The 21,864-nt window shown below is 62.3% G+C and carries 18 protein-coding genes and 1 riboswitch; of the genes, 12 read left to right on the forward strand and 6 right to left on the reverse strand.

The genetic code is table 11. The features are described from left to right. Positions 1-28 precede the first annotated feature (28 nt). Together SANT_RS12045 and SANT_RS12050 are read left to right on the forward strand one after the other, a co-directional pair. Complete coding sequence (locus tag SANT_RS12045; protein ID WP_025422549.1) at positions 29-1,921, forward strand: ArnT family glycosyltransferase; 1,893 nt, start codon at positions 29-31, stop codon at positions 1,919-1,921. A 304-nt stretch (positions 1,922-2,225) separates the two neighbouring features. Further along, positions 2,226-2,522: a SelT/SelW/SelH family protein gene (locus SANT_RS12050; RefSeq protein WP_025422550.1), complete on the forward strand. Its 297-nt coding sequence runs from the start codon at positions 2,226-2,228 to the stop codon at positions 2,520-2,522. A 159-nt stretch (positions 2,523-2,681) separates the two neighbouring features. Here the strand turns inward: SANT_RS12050 and SANT_RS12055 are convergent, their stop codons facing one another. The 5 genes from SANT_RS12055 to SANT_RS12075 all read right to left on the reverse strand — a co-directional run bounded on the left by SANT_RS12055 (position 2,682) and on the right by SANT_RS12075 (position 9,276). Next, the gene (locus tag SANT_RS12055) at positions 2,682-4,004 is read right to left on the reverse strand and encodes an MFS transporter (RefSeq protein ID WP_038668519.1); all 1,323 of its coding nucleotides are present in this window, start codon (positions 4,002-4,004) and stop codon (positions 2,682-2,684) included. Between the two features lie 51 nt (positions 4,005-4,055). Further along, positions 4,056-5,399 (reverse strand): MFS transporter, encoded by a 1,344-nt coding sequence (locus tag SANT_RS12060; RefSeq protein WP_025422552.1) that lies wholly within the window; start codon positions 5,397-5,399, stop codon positions 4,056-4,058. 55 nt (positions 5,400-5,454) lie between these two features. After that, the gene (locus SANT_RS12065; protein ID WP_025422553.1) at positions 5,455-6,834 is read right to left on the reverse strand and encodes an FAD-dependent oxidoreductase; all 1,380 of its coding nucleotides are present in this window, start codon (positions 6,832-6,834) and stop codon (positions 5,455-5,457) included. A gap of 11 nt (positions 6,835-6,845) precedes the next feature. Next, complete coding sequence (locus SANT_RS12070) at positions 6,846-8,282, reverse strand: MFS transporter (protein ID WP_025422554.1); 1,437 nt, start codon at positions 8,280-8,282, stop codon at positions 6,846-6,848. Positions 8,283-8,373: 91 nt separating this feature from the next. Continuing rightward, the gene (locus SANT_RS12075; RefSeq protein WP_025422555.1) at positions 8,374-9,276 is read right to left on the reverse strand and encodes a dihydrodipicolinate synthase family protein; all 903 of its coding nucleotides are present in this window, start codon (positions 9,274-9,276) and stop codon (positions 8,374-8,376) included. A 430-nt stretch (positions 9,277-9,706) separates the two neighbouring features. Between SANT_RS12075 and SANT_RS12080 the strand changes: the two genes are divergently transcribed. The 8 genes from SANT_RS12080 to SANT_RS12120 all read left to right on the forward strand — a co-directional run bounded on the left by SANT_RS12080 (position 9,707) and on the right by SANT_RS12120 (position 17,922). Continuing rightward, positions 9,707-10,708, forward strand: coding sequence for a dihydroxyacetone kinase subunit DhaK (locus tag SANT_RS12080; protein ID WP_025422556.1), 1,002 nt, complete (start codon positions 9,707-9,709; stop codon positions 10,706-10,708). Next, entirely contained in the window at positions 10,705-11,325 is a 621-nt protein-coding gene (locus SANT_RS12085; protein ID WP_025422557.1) for a DAK2 domain-containing protein, read from the forward strand. The genes SANT_RS12080 and SANT_RS12085 overlap by 4 nt, the downstream gene beginning before the upstream one ends. Positions 11,326-11,352: 27 nt before the next feature. Continuing rightward, entirely contained in the window at positions 11,353-12,909 is a 1,557-nt protein-coding gene (locus SANT_RS12090) for an aldehyde dehydrogenase (NADP(+)) (protein WP_038668522.1), read from the forward strand. Positions 12,910-13,192: 283 nt separating this feature from the next. Beyond that, positions 13,193-14,044, forward strand: coding sequence for an IclR family transcriptional regulator (locus SANT_RS12095; RefSeq protein ID WP_025422558.1), 852 nt, complete (start codon positions 13,193-13,195; stop codon positions 14,042-14,044). Positions 14,045-14,180: 136 nt separating this feature from the next. Further along, a riboswitch (TPP riboswitch) is annotated at positions 14,181-14,282 on the forward strand. A gap of 467 nt (positions 14,283-14,749) precedes the next feature. Then, entirely contained in the window at positions 14,750-15,448 is a 699-nt protein-coding gene (locus tag SANT_RS12105; RefSeq protein ID WP_025422560.1) for a TenA family protein, read from the forward strand. Then, positions 15,445-16,200: an ABC transporter ATP-binding protein gene (locus SANT_RS12110; RefSeq protein ID WP_025422561.1), complete on the forward strand. Its 756-nt coding sequence runs from the start codon at positions 15,445-15,447 to the stop codon at positions 16,198-16,200. The genes SANT_RS12105 and SANT_RS12110 overlap by 4 nt, the downstream gene beginning before the upstream one ends. After that, the gene (locus SANT_RS12115) at positions 16,197-16,967 is read left to right on the forward strand and encodes an ABC transporter permease (RefSeq protein WP_025422562.1); all 771 of its coding nucleotides are present in this window, start codon (positions 16,197-16,199) and stop codon (positions 16,965-16,967) included. The genes SANT_RS12110 and SANT_RS12115 overlap by 4 nt, the downstream gene beginning before the upstream one ends. A gap of 25 nt (positions 16,968-16,992) precedes the next feature. Continuing rightward, complete coding sequence (locus SANT_RS12120) at positions 16,993-17,922, forward strand: ABC transporter substrate-binding protein (protein ID WP_025422563.1); 930 nt, start codon at positions 16,993-16,995, stop codon at positions 17,920-17,922. A 198-nt stretch (positions 17,923-18,120) separates the two neighbouring features. On the opposite strand, the gene SANT_RS12125 is transcribed toward SANT_RS12120, so the two are convergent. Beyond that, complete coding sequence (locus SANT_RS12125; protein WP_025422564.1) at positions 18,121-19,083, reverse strand: hypothetical protein; 963 nt, start codon at positions 19,081-19,083, stop codon at positions 18,121-18,123. 134 nt (positions 19,084-19,217) lie between these two features. On the opposite strand from SANT_RS12125, the gene SANT_RS12130 reads away from it, so the two are divergent. Further along, entirely contained in the window at positions 19,218-20,114 is an 897-nt protein-coding gene (locus tag SANT_RS12130; RefSeq protein ID WP_025422565.1) for a LysR substrate-binding domain-containing protein, read from the forward strand. 301 nt (positions 20,115-20,415) lie between these two features. After that, a complete protein-coding gene (locus SANT_RS12135; RefSeq protein ID WP_025422566.1) occupies positions 20,416-21,828 on the forward strand; it encodes an MFS transporter in 1,413 nt (470 codons plus the stop codon). The last annotated feature ends 36 nt before the right edge of the window (positions 21,829-21,864 follow it).

A 21,864-nucleotide genomic window follows, 5' to 3' on the forward strand; every position in this document is an offset into this window, starting at 1 on the left:
GCTACAACGATAAGTCACGACAGTATCCATGAAACTTCTTCGCTTCACTCTGCCGCTACGCCTTTATTTAGCGCGGGTTGCCCGCTTTGTACCGACGTCAGGCGCGCCCTGGCGCTTATCGGCGCTGCGCGCCGGCGTCTATGGCCTATTTGCCGCGTATCTGCTGGCGGGAACCTTTGGCCGCTTTCCCTGGAAGGCGGACGAGCCCTATTCCTTCGCTATCGCCTGGAACGCCGTCAGCCACGATCGCTGGCTTATTCCCCACATCGGCGACGATCCCTTTCTGGAAAAACCGCCGCTGTTTTTTTGGCTGGGCGCGCTATGCGTGCGGCTGTTCCCCTGGCTGGCGCCCCATGAGGCGGCGCGTCTGGCGGTGCTCGCCTGCCTGGGGGTCACGCTCTGGGGCTTTTGCCGCGCGCTGAAGACAGTGTACGGCGAAATTGCACGGCCGACGCTCTCGGCGCCGGCCTGGCGCTTTTGCGGCATCGCCCTGCTGGCGACCAATCTTGGCCTTGCCGAGCATATTCATAAATTTACCGCCGATCTCGGGCAATTGGCGGGCGCGATGGTGGCGCTGGCGGCATTGATGGCCGCCGTCTCATCCCGGGACGCGCCGTCCTATCAACGCACATTGATGCATGGCGGGTCCTTCGGCGCGGGCATCGGCATTGCGCTGCTCTCTAAAGGGCTGCTGATGCCGGGCGTCCTGTTTGCGGTTTGGGCCTGCTGCCTACCGTGGCTGCCGGCGCTGCGCGGGCGGCGCGGTGCGGCATTTATTCTGTGCGCCGGCCTGGCGTTACTGCCCTTTGCGGTGCCCTGGCCGCTGGCGCTGTATTCCGCGGCGCCAGACCTGTTTTATGAGTGGTTCTGGGTCAATAACATCGGCCGGTTTGCCGGCTTTACCTCGCTCGGCGGCCACGATAACCCGCTGCTGGACAGGCTATTTGCCGTTGTGCTGGCCGGCGCGCCCGCCTCGTTGCTGTTGATAAAAGGCGCGATGACCGGCCTTATCGCGCTCGCGCGCCGTGCGCGGTCGCTGCGCCCGGGAGGGCGGGCGCTGGCGGCGGCCTTCCACCGTTATCCGGCGCGGAGCGTGGCGGCGGTCTATCTGGCGGTCGGCCTGGCGACGCTGCTGTCATCGGGCTCGATGCGCGATATCTACCTGATGCCGTTCCTGCCCGCCATGACGCTGCTGGCGCTTGGGCTGCTGCCGGCAGGCCAGCCGTGGCACCGGCTGGCGGCCCGCGCGCTGGACGGATTGTTTCTTTTGCTGCTGTTGGTCATCGTCGTCACCGCATTGCAGTTATACCACGCCGGCACGCCGCGCCTCCTGCATGGGCTTTGGCCCAATATCGACAGCCAGTTGCCCACCCCGTTCTGGCTTATCCCCGACGGGCCGAGTCTCGGGCTTGCCTGTTTGGTCCTGGCGTTGTGGGCCGGCGTAACCTGCCGCCGTAAGCCGGATTTATTGTGCTCCTGGGCCGCGGGCATGACCGCCGTCTGGAGCGTCGCGCTGCTGCTATTGCTGCCCTGGCTGGACGCGGCGCGCAGTTATCATCAACCCTTCGCGCAGCTGCGACCGCTGCTGACGTCGCCCCACTGCCTGGCGACCGACGGTCTGGGTGAATCGGAGCTCGGTATGCTGCATTATTTGACCGGCGTGGCGGGCCGGCGTATTTATGCCGGCCATTCGGGCCAGGGGGAACCGGGGCATCTCAATGAGGCCGCGCTCGGCTGCGATTTTCTGCTGGTACAGCAGGCGCAGGAAGCGCGCATCGCGCCGCCGGCGCCGGCCTGGCGGCGGATCTGGTCCGGCCAGCGCCCGGCGGACGATCGTCTGTTTATTCTTTATCGCGCCCGACGCGACGATGGGCATGCCGCCCCTGCCGCGCTCCCCCCTGCACCACGGCAGCCCGCCTAAAGCTAGACGTCACAAAGACGCAGCACGGCGGCGGGCGGTCGCGCAGCGGCAGCCCGCCTAAAGCTAAACGTCACAAAGACGCAGCAAGGCGGCGGGCGGTAGCGCAGCGGCAGCCCGCCTAAAGCTAAACGTCACAAAGACGCAGCACGGCGGCGGGCAGTAGCGCAGCGGCAGACCGCCTAAGGCAAGACGTCACAAAGGCGCAGCACGGCGGCGGGCGGTAGCGTCAATCTGGTTCGCGCGCCTTGACAGCGGCGGTGCGCGCATCAATGATGGGGTTGGTTTCCGTTATGAGGTTGTACCCATGCATCCGCCCTTTGTCGTGTCTATCCACTATTGCTCTCAATGTAACTGGTTGCTGCGCGCCGCCTGGATGGCCCAGGAGCTGCTGCAAACGTTCGGTGCCGATCTGGCCTCGGTAAATTTAGTGCCGGGCACGGGCGGTGTTTACCAAATCACCGTTAACGACGCGCTGCTGTGGGAGCGCAAGCGCGACGGCGGGTTTCCTGATGCGGCGGAGATGAAAAAACGCCTGCGGGATCACTGTTTCCCCGATCGCGACCTGGGCCACAGCGACCGCCACGCCCCCCGGCCCGCCTAACGGCGCCAACTCGGCGACGTCCTGCGCCTCTGCCGCCGCCAACGTTGCTCAAGGGAGCCTATTGCGCCGCTGCCGACCGTGCCGCCCAACGCAAGCGTACGGCGCACCTGCTGCCGATAACGCCGTTCGTTGGGGGACGTACTGTGCCCCCCACACGACCTAGACTTGGCTCGGCGGGATCTTCTCATCGCGCAGCCGCAGCGCGCACAGGCCGGATATGACCGCCATCAGCGCCATATACCCCGCGATAAGCCCGTTATTGTGCCACCCCACCAGCAGCGCCGTGGCGATCATCGGCGACAGACCGCCGCCCAGGATGGGCCCGATTTGCTGTACCAGAGATAAGCCGCTGTAACGTATCCGCGCCGGGAACAGGGCGGAGAAAAAAGCCCCCTGCGCGCCGAAGGTCGAGCCGTGGCCCAGCCCCAGACCGAGCGCAATCGCCAGATAAATCAGCCCCAAATGCCCGCTGGCCAGCATCAGCATAAACGGCCATGCCAGTAGCGCCTGGGCAATCATGCCGGCTAAATAGACCCGTTTTTTTCCGTAACGGTCGGCAAGATGGCCGAACAGCGGCAACGTAAAGCACTCCAGCAGACAGGCCAGCAAAATCCCGTACAGGATCACCTGGCTCGACAGGGATAACACATTGACGCAATAGCTGATGGCGAACACGGCGTAAATATTAAACAGACCACTTTCGGCAATTTTGGCGCCGATACCCAACAAGATGGTTGGGAAATGGTGCTGCAGCGCCTCGAGCACCGGTACGCTGGCCTGGCTTCCCTCGCGCTGGATTTTTTTAAAGGCCGGCGTTTCGCTAATTTGGCTACGGATAAACAGGCCAATACCCAACAGCACCACGCTGAACAAGAACGGTATACGCCACCCCCAGGATAAAAAGGCCCGTTCATCCAAAAACGCGTTCAGTAAGGTGATGGCGATAATCGGCAACAGGAAGCCGGCAGGGACGCCAATATGCATCAGCGCGCTGTAAAACCCGCGGCGTCCGGGGGGCGAATGTTCCACCACCATGGTCATCCCGCCGCCATATTCGCCACCTATCCCGATGCCCTGCAAACAGCGCAGCAGCACCAATGCCACCGGCGCCCAAACGCCGATTTGCGCATAGGGCGGGATTAAACCAATCAACAACGTGCCGATGCCCATAATCATCAGCGTCATCATCAGCGTAATTTTGCGCCCGACGCGATCGCCAAAATGACCAAACAGCACGCCCCCCAACGGTCGGGCGCAATAGCCGACGAAATAGGTGGCGAACGCCGCCAGGGAGCCGATAAGCGGCGTTTCTCCCGGAAAGAAAATTTTGTTAAATACCAGCGCGGTGGCCGTGGTGTACAGGGTGAAATCATAATATTCAATGATGGTCCCCATGACGCTGGCGGTCACCACCTTACGCATTTCATTGTCTGAAATCGCCTGTTTGGCCAGCGTAGCTGGCAGAGTATCCCTGACGTTCATAACCGGTTCTCCTACAGAGCAGGGTTAACTGGCGTAACGATGTCCTGGCGCTCAATGATCATCAAGCGAACATCCCCGGGTTTCAGGTCCATAGCACAGCGCCACAACGGTAATCACGCTCAGCGCGACCATATACCAGGCGACAGCGGCATAATTGCCGTTTGACCACAGCAGCAGACTGCTGGCGATAATGGGCGCCAGCCCGCCGGCAAAGATTGAAGAAATTTCCCGCGACATTGAAATCGCGGTGACCCGCGTCGCGCTGTTGAATAACTCCGCAAAGTAGGCTGCCTGGACGGAAAACATGGAATAGTTGGCCAACGCGATCATGGCAATCATGGCGAGAATAATCAGCAGCGGATTACCGGTATTAAGCAGCCAAAAATACGGGAACATCCCCACGCCGAATAAAATCGCCCCGCCGATATACACGGGTTTTCGCCCGATCCGATCCGATAGCGCGCCGAACAGGGGGATAGTAATACAGCCTATTCCGGACCCCAGCAGAACACCCGTGACCGGCACCACGTTCGGCACATGCAGGGTTTGCGTGACGTAGGACAAACTCCACACTTGCAGGAAAAACCCCGCCGTGTTTTCCGCCATCCGCGCCCCCAGCGCGACGAAGAAGTGGCGACGCTGGGTCTGCCAGACGGTGATAAACGGCGCGCGGGCCAATTGGTGGCGCTGTTCCAGTTTGTTGAAAATCGGCGATTCCGTCACGTATAGCCGAATCGCCCCGCCGACCAGCACCGCCAAAATGCTCAATAAAAACGGGATACGCCATCCCCAGGCGTTAAAACTGGCCTGCGGCAGCTGCTGCGCCAGCGCGAAGGCCGAGGCGGATAGCAGTACGCCGCAGCCGATGCCCACGCCGGACCAGCTGGCATAATAGCCGCGCCGGTGCGCCGGCGCCTTTTCAGCGTTCAAGGTGATAGCCGAGCTGAACTCCGCGCCGGCGCCGAATCCCTGCAACAAGCGCAACAGGGTCAGCAACAGCGGAGCGGCAAAGCCAATGCTGCCATAGCCCGGCAGTAGACCGATCGCCGTGGTGCTAACGCCCATCAGCACCAGCGTGCCGATAAGCACCGGCCGTCGGCCGTACTTATCGCCGATATACCCCCAAAACAACCCGCCGAGCGGACGGACCAGAAAGCCGACGCCATAGCTGGCGAAGGCCGCCAGCGTACCGCTGAGCGGCGATAGCTGGGGGAAGAACAAGTGATTGAAAATCAGCGCCGCCGCGGTCCCGTACAGGTAAAAGTCATACCACTCCAAGGCGGTACCCACCACCGAGGAAATCAGCGTCAGCCGCAGCTGCCGCGCGGTAGTGACTGCGGTTTGAGACGCGGCATTGCCGGCGGCAGCCTCACGATTGACATCTGAATCGACCATATCCCGTCATCCTGTCGTTGTCCGCCAGGCAGCGCCTGGCCTGGGCGTTACCCTATCAGGCGCAAGCGCTATCCAGACTGATAATGGCGCCACGTTGTACTAATCGCGCCCGCAATGCGGCCGCCGGAAGCTGCGCCGGCAGGCACGCCTGTTGTACCGCCAGCGCCGCCGCCACCCCCGCCGCTTCACCGGTGGCGAAACAGGTGGCGGTAATGCGCAGCGACCCGTTGGCCGCATGGTCCGATGACAAGCATCGTCCGGCGACCAGCAGATTGTCGGGAGTCAGCGGCAGCAGGCTGCGGTAAGCAATCTCGAAACCGCGCCCAACGGCATCGGTATGGGACAGCCCCGGCTGCAAAGAGGAGTGGATATCCACCGGAAACCCGCCGCAGGCGATGCTGTCCGCAAAATGGGCGCCCTGCTGCACATCGTGCTGCGTCAGGGTGTAATGCCCCTGCACGCGCCGCGATTCGCGTACCCCGACCTGATTGCCTATCGCGGCGACGTAGGCGCGGGCGCAGCCCGGCACCGACTGACGAAACCAGCCGGCAAACGCCATGATCTGGCGACATAGCGCCAGCCAGGCGTCGCCGGTCTGCTCGGCGTCAGGCCGGCCCTCGCTGGCGTGACGAGTGACATTCACCACCAGCTCCCCGCGCTGCGGCCAGCCGGCGATATGCATTTCGTTGCGCAGCAGGTCCAGGCGACCGTCGCGATGCCCCTGTTGCAGCAGCGTGGTGAAGCCCCACAAGTTAATATGCTCTTCGGCGGCGTCGGGGAATACGCTTCCCGGGCGGAACTCTTCCGGGTGGCTGCGGGCATAGTCCATCAGTGGCCGGAAATCGACGCCGGCCAGCTTGAACAGTAACGACACCGGCTGACAGGCATCGGCGCTGTCCGGCTGAAATGAAGATTGCGCCAGGTGCGCCACCACCGCATCACCGCTGGTATCGACCACGACCTGCGGCGCCACGCGCCATGGGCCGGCGGGGGTAGCGAACTCGCAGGTCACAATCCGCTTGTCGCGCCGCTCCACCGCGGTCAGCGGCGCCTGCAACCACAGGCCGACGCCGACCTCGTGCAGCCACTGCGCCTCGGTCAGCATCAGTTCGGTATGATTGACCGGCGTGCGCGTCGCGGTATAACCGACGTTATCCGGGACATGGCCGGGTGAAGCGCCGTTGTGCTGCATACGGTCGACCAGGCGCTGGGCGAAGCCCGCCACCACTTGCTGCCCTTCCCGATTGTGGAAGCCGGCGCTATGCTCCAGCAATTGCCCGGCCAAGGTACCGCCAACGTTGCCCGCCGCCTCCACCAGCAGGGTGCGGGCGCCTTCCTCCGCCGCGCTTACCGCCGCGGCGACGCCGGCCGACCCCGCGCCCACCACCAGTACATCGATAGCCAACGGCTGCCGGGGTTGAAGAGATTGAGTCATGAGATCCTCCTTCATACCGGCAGACGACGGCGCAGCGCAATGCCGTACATCATCGCGGAAATCATCGCCATCGCCCCCGCCACCACAATCGCCGGGACAAACCCGCCGAAACGGTCAATAACGATGCCGGTAACGATCGGCGCGCAGGCTCCGCCGAGGAAACCGCCGAAATTTTGAATACTGCTCACCGAAGCCACCAGCCGTTTAGAGGTGACGGCCTCGGCGGCCAACGTCCAGTAGTTACCGGAGGAGAGGCTATAGGTGAACATGCCAAGCGTCAGCAGCGCCACCGCCAGCGCAGGCCCGGTGGACGCGGCGGTGACAAACATCGCCAGCGCGGTCATTACCGCGGCGCCCGCAATGGTATAGCGTCGCGCCTTGAACGGGTCGACGCCGCGCACCACCAGCCGATCCGAGAAACGGCCGCCGATAAGCACCGCCACGCCGCCGGCGATATAAGGTAACGCGGAGAGCAGACCGGCGCGGTTGAGGGTGAACCCCTGCGCCTGTTGCAAATAGGTAGGTAACCAGCTGATATAAAACCAGAACACATATTGCAGGCAAAAACCGCCGATGACCATGTACCAGGTCGAGGCATAACGGAACAGCCGACTCCATTCGTTCAGCGATACCCTGCCCTGCTGCGTAGCGGGTGCCTCCTGGCGGTGCTGCTGGCCGGCGGTGATATAGCGCAATTCATCGCTGTGCAATCGCGGGTGCTGTTCGGGTTCGCGGTAAACCACCAGCCAGCCCAACAGGGCGACGAAGCCGAAGATCCCCATAATGATGAACATCGCCGGCCAGCCGAAGTATTCCATCAACAGCGTGGAAACCGGAGGCGCCAGCGCCAGACCGACCTGGGTGGCCGCAATGTAGGCGCTGGTGGCCGCCGCCTTTTCCCGTTCCGGGAACCATTTGTCCGTGGCTTTCAGCGCCGCGGGGAACAGCGGCGCTTCGCTGACGCCCAGCGCGATACGCAGACCGATGAACGCGCCGACGCTGCGGGCGAAACCGGTAAGAATGGCGACCACCGACCATAGACCGGCCGCCAGGGCCAGCAGTAGCTTGACGCCGAAGCGGTCTACCGCCCAGCCGGTGGGTAAATTCATAATGGCGTAAGGCCAGACGAACGCCGAGAGCACCACCCCCATCATGGCGTTGCTGATATGCAGATCCTGCATGATTTGCGGCGCCGCCACCGACAGATTGCCGCGATCGAGGTAATTGGTAATGGTCAATAATGCGATAATGCCGATGATCACCCAGCGCAGGTTACGTCCTTTGGGACGGGGCAAATCCAGCGGCGCCGACGCGGCGGCAGGCGCTTGGCCGTTTGCCGTGAGCGGCGGTGCGGCGGCGTGCTGTGGCTGTCCATTCGCCGCTAAGGGCGTCGACGCGGTGGGCGGCTTGCGCCCGTGGTGCGCGAGTGTTGATTGGTAAGATTTCATCGCCGTAGGCCTCCATCGCGCCCGGGTACAGGGGGCGCTGGGCTATTTTATTATTGATGCCTGCGCCTTGACGGGACGCAGGCCGTAGCGGCTAACTCATAAGCTGATCAAAGGCCTGTTTGATTTCACGTTTTAACGCCTCGCTGACGGGCTGCATGGGCGGACGCGGCTGGAACAGCGGCACCCCCTGCAACGACTGAATATACTTCACGCAGGCCGGCAGATTATCGTGGGGTAAAGTGTTCCACAGTTTGGCCAGGCGGAAATGTAAATCCCGCGCCGTTCGGTGATCGTTTTGCTCCACGGCGGTGAACATTTTGTGCACTACCGACGGTACCGCGCTGGTCAACGCCGAAATGGCGCCCTGACAGCCCAGGGCAAAACCGGGATACAACAGCGCATCCACGCCGCTGACGATAATTTTGTCCGGACAGCTGAGCAACAAATCGGATACGGCTTTCAGGTCGCCGGAGCTTTGCTTCATCCCCACCACCCCCGGCACTTCTTCCATAATGCGGCTCATCAGCTCCAGGCTGAGATAATTCCAGGGAATGACGTTATAAATCAGAATCGGAATGCCGGTGGCGTCATAAATCTCGCGGAAATGGCGTACGGTGGCGTCCGCGTCGGGCTTGAACAAGTAGTGAACCGGCGTCACCTGGAGCGCATCAAGCTTCAGCCCTTCAAGCAACTTCACCCGCGCAATTGCCTGCCGCGTGCTGTTGACGATAAGTCCCGCCACAAACGGCACGCGCCCCCGGTTGGCGTCATACGCCTCGGTCATCGCCTGTTTGAATTCCTCGTCCGACAGAGTGTGGCCCTCGCCGGTACTGCCGCCGACCACGATCGCGCTGGCGCCGCTGTCGATAATAAAGTCAATTTGCGGCTTTAAACCGCCTTTTACCAGTTCGCCCTGTTCATTAAACGGCATAGCGATGGGCGGCAGCACGCCGCGCAGTTTCGCCTTGAGATCGGCATGGTTATTCTGAGGCATTTTACGCTCCTGTTGTGACGATGTTACGAAATGGCTACACATCCATTAATGTGAGATTAATTTAAATTGATCAACTTTCTATCTATCGATATGGGATTGAGATCACAATACCATCAGAAGCGCATTACCCTGTCCCTGCCACCAAGGCGGTAAAAATAAGCACCATATCACTGTTTTATCACCATTAAATCTAATTAAAGACCTTTACGCGTTTTTTCTGACGGGAAAATATCGCTGCCATCACGTTTACATTCTGGATTAAATAGGTAAATTTAAATTTATCTATCCCACAATTCGGGATAAAGCTCACCACCAAGCGAGCGACCGCCGGCGCTGGAGGTCGAAAGCGGCCCTAGGCGGCTTTAACCGGCCATTGTGCGGCGGCGCCCGCCAAAGGCAGTCCGATGGCCCTACCCAGAGGAGACAGGCATTGAAAAAGATCCTTAATGACCCCGCCCGTTATGTCGACGATATGTTGGACGGCCTGTGCGCCGCTTACCCGCAGCACTATCGGCGGGCCGGGGATAACGGGCGGGTGCGGGCTCACGCCGACAGCGCCGCGGCGGGCAAAGTCGGTATTGTGACCGGCGGCGGATCCGGCCACCTGCCGTTATTTCATGGCTATGTGGGGCCGGGTCTGGCCGGGGCTTGCGCCATCGGTAATGTCTTCGCCGGCCCGCGCGTCGATGATTGCCTGACGGCGATGCGCCTTAGCAACGGCGGCGCGGGAATTTTGCAGCTGTACGGTAATTATGGCGGCGACAAAATGAATTTTGATATGGCGCAGGAATTCGCCGAAATGGAGGGCATCGACGTTAAAAGCGTGCGCATGACCGACGATATCGCCAGCGCGCCGCTAGCGGAGCAGCACAAGCGACGCGGCGTCGCGGGCCTGGTGTACGCCTATAAGCTGGCCGGCGCCAAAGCGGATACCGGCGCATCCCTTGCCGAGGTCACGGCCACCGCCGAAAAAGCGGTAGCCGCCTGTCGCTCCATTGGCGTCGCCCTGTCTGCATGCGTGGTGCCGGAGTCGGGACGCCCCGCCTTTAGCCTGACCGAAGACGAAATGGAGTTTGGTATGGGCATTCACGGCGAACCGGGCATTTGGCGCGGGAAAATACGGCCCGCCGCCGCGCTGGCCGATGACATGCTGGCGCGACTTTGGGAAGAGATCCCCGCCGCACGCGGCGATCGCATTTCGCTGATGGTTAACAGTCTCGGCGCCACGCCGCTGGAGGAACTGTACATCGTTTACCAAACGCTGGCGCGGCGGCTCGGCGAACGTCAAGTGGAAGTGGTGGCGCCGCTCATCGGTCGCTACGCCACGTCGATGGAGATGAGCGGTTTTTCCCTTACCCTGTGCGCGCTAGACAATGAGCTTGAAACGCTGCTGCGCGCTCCCGCCTCAAGCCCATTCTGGAGTCAACCATGATCGATTGCCCGCAGCTCCTGGCGGCGATAAGCCGCATCATCACGCGTCTGCCCGACGCCGCCCCGGAACTGAATGCCCTGGACGGCACGTTGGGCGATGGCGATCTGGGCGCGACACTTGAACACTGCGCAGGGGAAATGCGCGCGGCGATGGCCTCTGACGCCATGATCCAGGCCGTCAACGGCGACGATCCGCTCATGCACGCCTTGCGCACGCTGTCGTTGGCCTGCGCCAAAGCCTCCGGTTCCAGTTTCGGCACGCTCATGGCGCAGGGACTGCTGACCGCCGCCCGTTTCTGCCACGGTAAAACCACGCTCTCCCAGAGCGATTTCGCCACGCTGCTGCATGAGGTCGTGGCGGCGCTGGCACACCGCGGCGGGGCCGGTCTGGGCGATAAAACCCTGCTTGATGGTCTGCACGCGCTGGCGCTGGCGCTAGAGAGCCAGCCGGCGCCGGCGGATCCACGCGCCCTGATGCGCGCCACGCTTGAAGAGACGCTGGCCGCATTTCGGCAACGGCCCAACCGCATCGGCCGCGCGCGCATGTTCGCGGAACGCTCTATCGGTCTGGACGATCCCGGCCAGGTGGCGCTGCTGCGGATGGTGGAAGCTTTGTAATCACGTGACTTTATCGGGAGGATACTAATGGAACTGACGGGTAATCTGATTTTGGGGAATTGCTGCCCCCGGGGCGGCGGCAACGGATTCTATGCGGATGAGCCTAGCCAGGACTGTCCCCTGGCGCCCGAGTTTTTCGCCGCCGATGCCGCGGATGTCGACCGCGCCTGCCAACTGGCCGAGCAGGCCTTTGACGCCTACCGCGCGCTGCCGTTGTCGACCCGCGCCGACTTTTTAACGCGCATCGGCGAAAACATCCTGGCGCTGGGGGAGTGCCTTATCATCCGCGCCATGCAGGAGACCGGTCTGCCTCGCGGCCGCATTGAAGGGGAACGCGCCCGCACCGTCGGCCAGTTGGCGATGTTTGCCGCGGTGGTGCGCCGGGGGGAATTTTTGCAGGCCATCGTCGAGGAAGCGCTGCCGGAGCGTAAGCCGCTGCCGCGTCCCGACCTACGCCAGTGCCACATCCCGCTCGGCCCGGTGGCGGTGTTCGGCGCCAGCAATTTCCCGCTGGCGTTTTCCGTGGCCGGCGGCGATAGCGCCTCGGCGCTGGCGGCCGGGTGCCCCATCGTGGTAAAAGCCCACCCGTCCCACCCCGGCACCAGCGAACTCGTCGGACGTGCCATACAACAAGCGGCACAGCAGCTCGCGCTACCGGAAGGGGTTTTCTCCCTGTTGCACGGCGGCGGCCATGAGGTGGGGGAGCAATTGGTCACGCATCCGCTTATCCAAGCCGTGGGATTTACCGGCTCGCGCGCGGGCGGCCTGGCGCTGCTGGCGCTGGCGCAGCGGCGAACGGTGCCTGTGCCCTTTTACGCCGAGATGAGCAGCATTAATCCGCAGATCCTGCTGCCCGCGGCGCTGGCGAACCGATCAACGGAGCTGGCCACCCGCTTTGTGGACTCGCTGACCTTGGGCGTCGGCCAATTTTGCACCAGTCCGGGGCTGGTCCTGGCGCTAGAGGGCAAAGCGCTGACGCAATTCTGCCAGCATCTGACCGCAACACTTGCCAAGGCCCCCGCCGCCACCATGTTAAGCCGCGGGATTTGGCAGGCCTGGCGGGATAAAGCCGCAGGGCTGGCCGCCGTCGACGGCGTGAGCCTGCTGGCCCAGGGGCAACCGGCGCAAAGCGCCAATCAGGGGCAGGCGTCGGTGCTCTACACCGACGGGGCGCACTTTCTTGCCGAGCCTCGGTTGAGCGAAGAAGTGTTCGGCCCCACGTCGCTGGTGGTGGGCTTTGACGATGACGCGCAATTACAGCAGGCCATCCGCGCGCTGGAGGGGCAGTTGACCTTGACCCTGCATGTGGACGAGGCCGACCATCCGCTCGCCCAGACGCTGCTGCCAACGCTTGAGCGTCGCGCTGGCCGCCTATTGGTCAATGGTTTTCCCACCGGGGTGGACGTTGGCTATGCCATGGTTCACGGCGGTCCGTTTCCAGCCACCAGCGACGCGCGCTCGACGTCGGTCGGCGCCGGCGCCATTGCCCGTTTCCTGCGGCCGGTGTGCTATCAGGATTTCCCGGATGCGCTGCTGCCCGCAGCGCTGCGCCAGGAGGCCGCCATCCCGGTGCAGCGGTATTGACGCCGGGTGAGTGACGGTAACCAACGACGGCGCCGGCCGGCGTCGTTCAGGCGTATGCCGGCGCCTTGCGGGGCGCGACGTCTGACGCTTTTTGGTATAGGGAAGGTTAAGCGATGCAAAAATCCCACTATTCGAGATATACTCGACATTATCGCCGGCGTTGGTGCAAAACGGCCTATGCCGTGACCCCCCGCGCACGGGGCGGCGCCGGGGTCGTCGGCGTCAAGGTTAAGGGCGGCCTGAGGCCGTCCGGATTGTCTGACGGGTCATTGATGGGGTGGGTATGAACAACAGCGCCAATAGTGAAACAACCAATCAGGCGTCAATCAAAAGCCTGACCAAGGTGCTGCAAATATTGGAATGCTTCTCTCAGCGGGATGCGAACCTGACGCCGGCCGAAATCGCCGGACGCACCGGGCTGCCGCGCGCCACCACCCATCGTCTGGTCTCCTCTCTGCGCGACATCGGCCTGTTGGAGCAAAACGGTAAACGCGACACCTATAAGCTGGGCATGAAATTATTCCAGTTGGGCAGTCTGGTGCTGCATAATCTCGACCTTGATAGCCACGCGCGGCCGTACGCCACCCAGTTGCAGTTGATTACCGGTGAAAACACCCATCTATGCATATTTGACGGCGCACAAATGGCCTATGTTGAGCGCCAGGCGATGAACAGCAGCGGCAACACCATGATAACCCGTATCGAAGCGGCGCTGGTGCATTGCACCAGCGTGGGCAAAGCGTTCCTTGCCTGGCAACCCCCTACGCTTATCAATAAAATCATCAGCGACACGCTGATTGAGCGCACGCCGCACACCTTGACCGACGGCGATGCCCTGCTTGCAGAGCTGCGGCTTACCCGCGAGCGGGGCTATGCTTTTGATCTGCAAGAAAATGAGCTGAACGTTCACTGCGTCGGCGCCCCCGTGCGCGGCGCCAATGGCCAGGTATTCGCCGCGGTCAGCGTCTCCGGGCCTGCGGATCGCCTTCCTCTGCCTCGACTGGAGGGGCTGGCCGGCCTGGTAATGGAAACCGCCCATAAAATCTCACTGGAACTCGGCTGGACGCCGGGCAGGCTCCAGAGCGCACCGTCCGCCACTGCGCCGCTTGACGCGCTGTCATCGCGTCCTGACTAATATGCCTCTCTTGTTCTGCCCTTTGCCGCGACCGACGGACCACGGGTAGGCCTCCGCGGCCCGCGCGCGTCGTGGTCCGCGCAGCCGTCCGATGCGCCGGTAAGGATTGAAATAAAAAAACGAATCCCGTATAACTAGCGTATCCGAGGGGTGTCCTGTCTGGACTGAGATGGCTGTCGCCGAACCCTTTGAACCTGATCTGGGTCATGCCAGCGAAGGGACGGTCGGCAATAGCCTGTTGCCTATTTACCTTAGCGTACCCGGATCTCCGCACCCTGATTGGAGGTCCCATGCATTTTCCCCCTGTCCGTGACATCGTCCGCCGTTATTCGCTCTGGCTGCCGCTGGCCGACACAGCCCGTCGTTCATCGCCCCGATTAGCGCAGGCCGTCATCGTCCGTCGTTCGCCGCCCTGGCTGCCGCTGGCCGACTCAGCCCGTCGTTCATCGCCCCGATCAGCGCAGGCCGTCATCGTCCGTCGTTCGCCGCCCTGGCTGCCGCTGGCCCTTGCGGGAAAACCGCACGGCGTTCTGGCGCCGCGCCGGCCTGGCACCAACGCCGCTGTCGCTTTGCGCGCATGCTCGCTCTCCGCCTCCCGGCACGCCATGACGTGCCCTGCCTACTCCTTCTGTCCTAAGGTCTCCTGCAAGGGTGCGCCTATCGCCCTGCCGGGCCGCGGCTGTCTTTCATAAAGGAATGCTCGCCATGAATCGAACCGCTTTCGAGCACGGTCTGTACGGACGCTTAAAACAAGAAGCAGGCCATCACTGGCAGGCTTATATTCATCACGATTTTGTCCGCCAACTGGCGGCGGGTACGCTGCCGGACGGCGCTTTTCGCCGCTATCTGGTGCAAGACTATCTCTTTCTTATTCATTTCGCCCGGGCTTACGCCCTGTTGGCCTACAAATTGCGTACGCTGCCGGAGATCCGCGCCGCGGTAGTTTCCCTGGAGGCTATCGTGAAAGAATTGCCGATGCATGTGGCCTATTGCGCGCAATGGGGGCTGCGCGAGGAGGAGATGGCTAAAGAGCCCGAAGCCAGCGAGACATTGACCTATACCCGCTATGTGCTGGATATCGGCCAGTCCGGCGATGTCCTTGACTTGCTGGTCGCGTTGATTCCCTGCGTCGCGGGCTATGCCGAAATCGGCCAGCGCCTACGGGATGATCCGGCCACGGTTCTGGCGGGCAATCCCTATGCTGAATGGATCCAGAATTACTCTGACGGCGACTATCTGAGCGGCGCGCGGGCCGCCATCGATCAATTAGAGCGCGTAGGCCTGGCGCGCGGCGCCGAACAGCGTTTTGACGCGCTGTCCGCCATTTTCACCACCGCCACCCGGCTGGAAAGCGCTTTCTGGCAAATGGGGTTGACGCCCCACCCCACGGTAATAGCCGTATGATCGCTGCCGCGACGCCCGCGCCCCCCGCGGCAATCGGGATTGTGGTGCGTGACCTGACGCTGCGCCTGAATAATCGGGTCCTGTTCGACAAACTGAATTTTACCCTCGACGGCGGCCAATGCGCTGCGGTGCTGGGCGCGAGCGGCGTGGGTAAAACCAGCCTGCTGAAGATCATCGCCGGTCTGACGCCGGCGGACGCCGGTACCGTCAGCGGCAGCGATGGCCTGCCCCTCGCCGGTCGGATTGCCTATATGGGGCAAAAAGACCTGCTCTATCCGTGGTTGACGGTGAAACAAAATATTACCCTCGGCGCGCGTTTGCGCAGAGAGAAAGCCGAGAGCGACTGGGCCGACTACTTACTGGCCGAGGTCGGCCTGGACGGCGTCGGCGCGTGCCTGCCCGCCGCGCTTTCCGGCGGTATGCGGCAGCGCGCCGCCCTGGCCCGAACGCTCTACGAACGTCAGCCCGTGGTACTGATGGACGAGCCGTTCTCTGCCCTCGACACCCTGACCCGCGCCAAGATCCAGGCGCTGTCGGCACGGTTGCTTAGCGCGCATACCGTGATGCTTATCACCCACGATCCCCTCGAGGCGTGCCGCCTGAGCCATCGGTTGTGGGTCCTCGCCGGGCAACCCGCGCGGTTTCTCACCGGCCTGGACCTTGCCGGCGAGCCGCCGCGGGCGCCGGATGATCCCGCCGTGCAGCAAAGCCAGGGCGCGCTGTTGCGCCAACTACTGGGGAGCGCGGAATGATAGCGGCGATGGATGTGCCGGGCGCGCGCTGGCGGCAAGGCCTGACGGTGACCGCCGGTCTGCTGTTGCTATGGTGGCTGATTACCCTGACGGGCATCCCCGCCTTCCTCCTACCCTCGCCGACGGCCGTGGCCACTGCGCTGTGGCGCGGCCGCCTTCTACTGGCGCATCACGGTGCTATCACCGCGCTGGAAATGATGGGCGGTCTACTGATCGGGGTGGTTTTGGGCGGGCTGCTGGCGCTGGGGATGGTTTATTTCCCCCGATTGCAGCGTTGGTTAATGCCGGTGGTGCTCACCAGCCAGGCGATACCGGTTTTCGCGCTGGCGCCGCTGCTGGTGCTGTGGTTCGGCTACGGCATGAGCGCCAAAGTGGCGATGGCGGTGCTTATCATCTTTTTCCCGGTCGTGTCGGCCTTTTTCGACGGGCTGCGCCGGGTAGATAACGACTATCTGGATTTGGCGCGCACCCTGCGCGCGTCGTCCTATGCGCAACTGCGCCATGTCAGATTGATGGCCGCGCTGCCGGCATTCGGTTCCGGGTTGCGCATGGCGGCCGCCGTCGCCCCTATCGGCGCCATTATCGGTGAGTGGGTCGGCTCGGCCGAAGGACTGGGGTATGTGATGCTTAACGCCAATGCGCGCATGCAGGCCGATATGTGTTTCGCCGCCCTGCTGATTCTGGTGGTAATGACGCTGTTGTTATGGACGGTAGTGGATGCGCTGATTCGGCGCCTTATTTTCTGGACGCCGGAAAACGGCGCCTGATGCGTTTTTTTAATGGGTAACGACAATGATAAAACAGAGTATTGCCGCTCTTCTCCTGGCCGCCGCCGGCTACGCCGGCGCCGCGGATAAAATTACGCTGGTGCTGGATTGGCATATCAACCCCGATCACGCACCGATTATCGTGGCTCAGCAGATAGGCGCCTTCCGGGCGGCGGATTTGGACGTTACGCTGGTGCCGCCGTCGGACCCGTCACTGCCGCCGCGGCTGGTGGCCGCCAAGCAAGCGGATCTGGCCATTACCTATCAGCCGCAGCTGCATTTTTTTGCCGATCAGGGGCTGCCGTTGGTGCGCGTCGGGACGCTTATCGACACCCCGCTTAATACGGTGATGACGCTGGATAAAAACATCCATACCCTGGCCGATTTGAAAGGCAAAAAAATCGGTTTTTCCGTCAGCGGTCTGGAGGAGGCAACGCTCGATACCATGTTGCGCCATGATCACTTGACCCTGCAAGATACCCAGATGGTCAACGTCAACTTTCAGCTGACCAGCGCGCTGATGGCGGGCCAGGTGGATGCGGTTATCGGCGGTTATCGCAATATCGAAGCGTTGGAACTCCAGCAGCAGGGCAAACAACCGGTAGTGTTTGACGTGGAAGACTACGGCGTGCCGGCGTATGACGAATTGATCATCGTCGCCAATAAAGCGGCATTGGCGGAACCCAAGATCAAGCGCTTTTTGGCGGCCCTGCAGCAGGGCACCGACTATTTGCTGGCACACCCTGATGAAAGCTGGCGGACGTTCGCCCGCGCCTATCCTGATCTGGATACGGCGCTCTACCGGCGCGCCTGGCAGGCCACGCTACCGCTGTTCGCCAAAGATCCGGCGCGGCTGGACGTACCGCGCTACCAGGCGTATCAGCAATTCCTCGTTGACAATCATCTGATTACCCACCCCCGCCCGGTCTCGACCTATGCCGTGGAGCTGCGTTAAGCGCCGAGCCGGCATAAAGCGCATCGCCCGCCCGGGCCGCGGCCTATGCCGCGGCGGTGACGGTAGCGGTGGCGCAGAGAGAAGCGGTAGCCGGCATAATCGGCGTGTCGCCGCACCCTGGCAACGGGCGTTCTGCGCTCGTCCTAAGCCGCCTTCACGGGCCGCAGAGCCGGCGGAGGCGCGCCGCCCGCAATAGCCCTATGACGCTTGCGCCATCAGGGTCGCCACCGCGCCGCACACCGCCAACAGCACCAGCAGGGTAAAAACGTGAAGATAACCCGCGCTGCCGCCATTCTGCCCCAGCACAATCATCACCAACCCCGCCGCCACGGCCGCACTGACGGCGGGAACGGCCGCCATCAGCCACACCGTCGCCGCATCGCGCCGTCCGGCAATACCCTGAACCGGCGTTGTCAACATTAGGCCCAGCCCCACGCCAATCAGCGCCAGCGACGGCAACAGGACCATCCCCAGCGCGGGAGAATCAACGCTCGCCAACAGCAGGCCGGTCCCCGCGACGCTGCACAGGGGGCCGCCGTAAGTCAGTCCCACCGGCGCGATCCGCCGCCGCCGACTCAACCCGGCGCTGAGCGCCAACGCCAGCAACACCGGCAGGACCCACATCCCCGGCGGCGTTGCTCCCGCCCAAGGCACCATCATCACCCGGCTGTGCAGATAAGACGGCAGAATAAGCAGCGTTGCCCCCGCCCCGGCGGTGGTAAACGCCAGCGCCCAGCAGCGAGCCAGAAAACGCCGCTCCGCCCGCAGCGCGGTCGGCAGCCAGGGCTGGGGATTGTAGCGTTCATTTAGCCCCAGCAGCAGCAGCGATAGGGCCGCCAGGCCGTTGCCGGCATGCGTGAGCGGGTGGTCCAGACCATAGTATTCCCAGCATCCCATGGCTGCTAACGGGCACGCCAGCGCCAGCATGCCGAGCAGGCGTGATAGTCGGGCGAAACCGCCGCGCCGCGCCGGGGGCAGATGCCGCGTGCGCCACCAAAATCTGGCGCCCCCAGCGGCAATACAGGCAGCGTAGACCGCAGGCCAGACGACCAAAGTGGCCATCACCCCCGCCAGCGCCAGAAGCGCTAAGGGACCCAGCAGGTCCGGCGCCGTGCGCGCGGAGCGGCGCGCCTTCGGGTCCTCGAGCGTTGAAATCATCATCGGATATTCCTCCCTTGCCCAGCCGGTAAAAGCTAAAAATATTTCATCCTCCATGCATTGCCAAATCAGCTTACCCTGCTTATTCTGCCCTTGACAAAATCAAAGTTTTCACCCGGAGATGAAAATAACTCATCATGCGATCTTATCGTCTCCCGCCGCTCGGCGCGGTCAAAGCCTTCGATGCGGTGGCCACCTGCGGCAGTTTCAAACTGGCGGCACAACAGATAGGCGTTACTCCAACGGCCATCAGTCACCAGATTCGGCTTCTGGAGCAATTCCTCGATACCCCGGTTTTTATCCGCGGCGCGCGGCAGGTCCAACTGACCGCCGCCGGCCAGCGTTTATTGCAGGCCTCCACCCGGGCCTTCGCCGACCTGTTGAGCGCGGTGGAGGATATCCAGCGGGCGAAATCGCCGCCGACCCTGACGCTGACCACCACTTCCAATTTTCTTACCCACTGGCTAGTGCCGCGCCTGGCCCTCATGAAAGCCTGCTGCCCGGCCCTGGACCTGCGATTGCATACCAGTCTGGACGTCATGAATCTGGCCCACAACGCGGTGGACGTCGCCATTCGCTATAGCATGGCGCCAGACGAGGCGCTGGATACCACCCTGCTGTATGAGGACAGTTTCATTGCGGTAGCCAGTCCGGCGCTTGGCCTGACCCCGCAGGGAGGATTACTCACCGCAACCTTGATTCATGTCGAGGACCGGCATATCCCCCAACCCGCGCCGGACTGGCGTCACTGGCGGGCGCTGTACGGGCCGGCGCAGCTCAACGTGCATGCCGGTCTACGGTTTACCGACGAAACGCACGCCATCCAGGCCGCCATTGCCGGTCAGGGGGTGGCGATTGTCAGCCGCCTGCTGGCGAAGGATTTTCTGGATAAAGCCATACTCTGCGCGCCGTTTGCCCAGACGTTACCGGGCGGGCGTTATTATTTCGTCACCACGCGCGAGAAATCCCAGCGCCCGGATGTCATGGCGCTAAAACGCTGGCTGACGCACTGTATGGCGCCATCCGGCGCCTAAAGACGGCGGGGGTGGCGTCTGTGGCCGGTGTCGCGTTAGCGGTGGAGGATACGCATCGCGTTTATGGCCTGGTATGGCGGCTGGTTTGCCCTGTCATGCCGGCACTGCACCGCCGGCGGGCGGTTAACGCCCGGTAAAAATATGCAAGATAACGTTGCTAAAATCGCAACGTGTGGCCTCTCGGCAACCCCCAGGGGATCTGCTATTCTGCGGTCTTTCCATCGACGGGCGCAGGCGGGCAACCCTAATCACCCCGGCGTCACCGTCAACACCTGCGCCCATCATCGAGGTCAAGACTATTATGTCATCCGCTTACGCTACCGGCGTGGGGCCCGCGCCGACGCCCTCACCGAACCATCACAGCTTGGCCAGCCGCATCGACGCCTTACCCGCCTCACGGGGGCTGTGGCTCTTTATCTCTTTACTTGCGCTTGGCGGTTTTTTTGAGTTGTATGACCTCTTTGAAACCGGTTATATCAGCGCGGGATTAATCGCCGCCAATATCTTCCATACCGGCAGCGATGGGGTATTGGGCTTTTCCGATCAGGCGGCGTTTGCTTCCGCCACCTTCTTGGGTCTGTTTGTGGGCAGCAGCCTGCTTGCCCCCTATGCGGACCGTTTCGGCCGTCGCCTGACCTTTATGTGCGCGCTGGCCTGGTACGGCTGTTTTTCCCTGGTCATGGCGTTCCAGAACAGTGCGGAAGGTATCATTCTGTGCCGTTTCCTGGTGGGTATCGGGCTGGGCATCGAGCTGGTGACTATCGATACCTACCTGACGGAGTGGGTGCCGGCCCACCTGCGCAGCCGGGCGTTCGCGTTCTCATTTTTCGTACAGTTTCTGTCGGTGCCTACCGTGGCCATCATGTCGTGGTGGTTGATCCCGAAAACCTTTCTGCACCTTGAGGGCTGGCGCTGGGTGGTGATTGCCGGCGCCCTGTGTTCGCTGGTTATTTGGTTTATTCGTAAAAATTTGCCGGAATCCGCGCGCTGGCTGGCTCAGCAGGGACGCCACCGCGAGGCGCACCAGGTCATGTGCGCCATGGAAAAGCGCTGCGGGCGCGAGCCTGGCGCCGATTTTCCCGCCGACGATGTCGCGGCGCAGTTACCCAAGCGGGGCCGCTTTCGCGAAATTTGGTCGCCCGCCTACCGTCAACGCACCCTGATGTTGGTGGTGATGAATTTTTTTCAGGCGATCGGCTTCTTTGGCTTTGGCAACTGGCTGCCGGCGCTGCTGTCGGGCAAGGGCTCGACCATTACCCACAGTCTGCTGTATGCCTTTTTTATCACCCTCGCCTATCCTTTAGGATCGTTAATTTGCAGCCGCTACGCCGATAAGATCGAGAACAAGTGGCAAATCGTCCTATCATCGCTCATGACGGTGGTGTTCGGCACGCTGTTTGCGCTGCTGACCCACCCGGTGATGCTGATCGTCTGCGGTTTTCTGATTACCTATTCCAATGCGTGGCTGACCTTTAGCTATCATGCGTATCAAACCGAGATCTTCCCCACCCATATTCGCGCCCGAGCCGTTGGCTTTTGCTATTCCTTTAGCCGATTATCCACGGTCTTCAGCAGTATTCTTATCGGTCTTATTTTGCAATACGCCGGCGCCGGCGGCGTCATCACCTTTATTGTCTTGAGTATGGTGATGGTCATGCTGTCGGTGGGAATTTACGGTCCGCGCACCCGCGGCATTGATCTGGAAAACATCTAACGCCGGCCGGCGCGACCGGGCCATGGCCGTTCGCGG

The sequence above is a fragment of the Sodalis praecaptivus genome (assembly GCF_000517425.1).
GTDB lineage: Bacteria > Pseudomonadota > Gammaproteobacteria > Enterobacterales > Enterobacteriaceae > Sodalis_A > Sodalis_A praecaptivus.

Excerpts from the sequence above, each read along its gene's own strand:
- SANT_RS12095 (WP_025422558.1), top strand. The coding sequence starts at position 13,193 with ATGAACAACAGCGCCAATAGTGAAACAACCAATCAGGCGTCAATCAAA.
- SANT_RS12120 (WP_025422563.1), top strand. The coding sequence starts at position 16,993 with ATGATAAAACAGAGTATTGCCGCTCTTCTCCTGGCCGCCGCCGGCTAC.
- SANT_RS12130 (WP_025422565.1), top strand. The coding sequence starts at position 19,218 with ATGCGATCTTATCGTCTCCCGCCGCTCGGCGCGGTCAAAGCCTTCGAT.
- SANT_RS12110 (WP_025422561.1), top strand. The coding sequence starts at position 15,445 with ATGATCGCTGCCGCGACGCCCGCGCCCCCCGCGGCAATCGGGATTGTG.
- SANT_RS12050 (WP_025422550.1), top strand. The coding sequence starts at position 2,226 with ATGCATCCGCCCTTTGTCGTGTCTATCCACTATTGCTCTCAATGTAAC.
- SANT_RS12135 (WP_025422566.1), top strand. The coding sequence starts at position 20,416 with ATGTCATCCGCTTACGCTACCGGCGTGGGGCCCGCGCCGACGCCCTCA.
- SANT_RS12070 (WP_025422554.1), bottom strand. The coding sequence starts at position 8,282 with ATGAAATCTTACCAATCAACACTCGCGCACCACGGGCGCAAGCCGCCC.
- SANT_RS12090 (WP_038668522.1), top strand. The coding sequence starts at position 11,353 with ATGGAACTGACGGGTAATCTGATTTTGGGGAATTGCTGCCCCCGGGGC.
- SANT_RS12065 (WP_025422553.1), bottom strand. The coding sequence starts at position 6,834 with ATGACTCAATCTCTTCAACCCCGGCAGCCGTTGGCTATCGATGTACTG.
- SANT_RS12125 (WP_025422564.1), bottom strand. The coding sequence starts at position 19,083 with ATGATGATTTCAACGCTCGAGGACCCGAAGGCGCGCCGCTCCGCGCGC.
- SANT_RS12115 (WP_025422562.1), top strand. The coding sequence starts at position 16,197 with ATGATAGCGGCGATGGATGTGCCGGGCGCGCGCTGGCGGCAAGGCCTG.
- SANT_RS12105 (WP_025422560.1), top strand. The coding sequence starts at position 14,750 with ATGAATCGAACCGCTTTCGAGCACGGTCTGTACGGACGCTTAAAACAA.
- SANT_RS12060 (WP_025422552.1), bottom strand. The coding sequence starts at position 5,399 with ATGGTCGATTCAGATGTCAATCGTGAGGCTGCCGCCGGCAATGCCGCG.
- SANT_RS12045 (WP_025422549.1), top strand. The coding sequence starts at position 29 with ATGAAACTTCTTCGCTTCACTCTGCCGCTACGCCTTTATTTAGCGCGG.
- SANT_RS12085 (WP_025422557.1), top strand. The coding sequence starts at position 10,705 with ATGATCGATTGCCCGCAGCTCCTGGCGGCGATAAGCCGCATCATCACG.
- SANT_RS12055 (WP_038668519.1), bottom strand. The coding sequence starts at position 4,004 with ATGAACGTCAGGGATACTCTGCCAGCTACGCTGGCCAAACAGGCGATT.
- SANT_RS12075 (WP_025422555.1), bottom strand. The coding sequence starts at position 9,276 with ATGCCTCAGAATAACCATGCCGATCTCAAGGCGAAACTGCGCGGCGTG.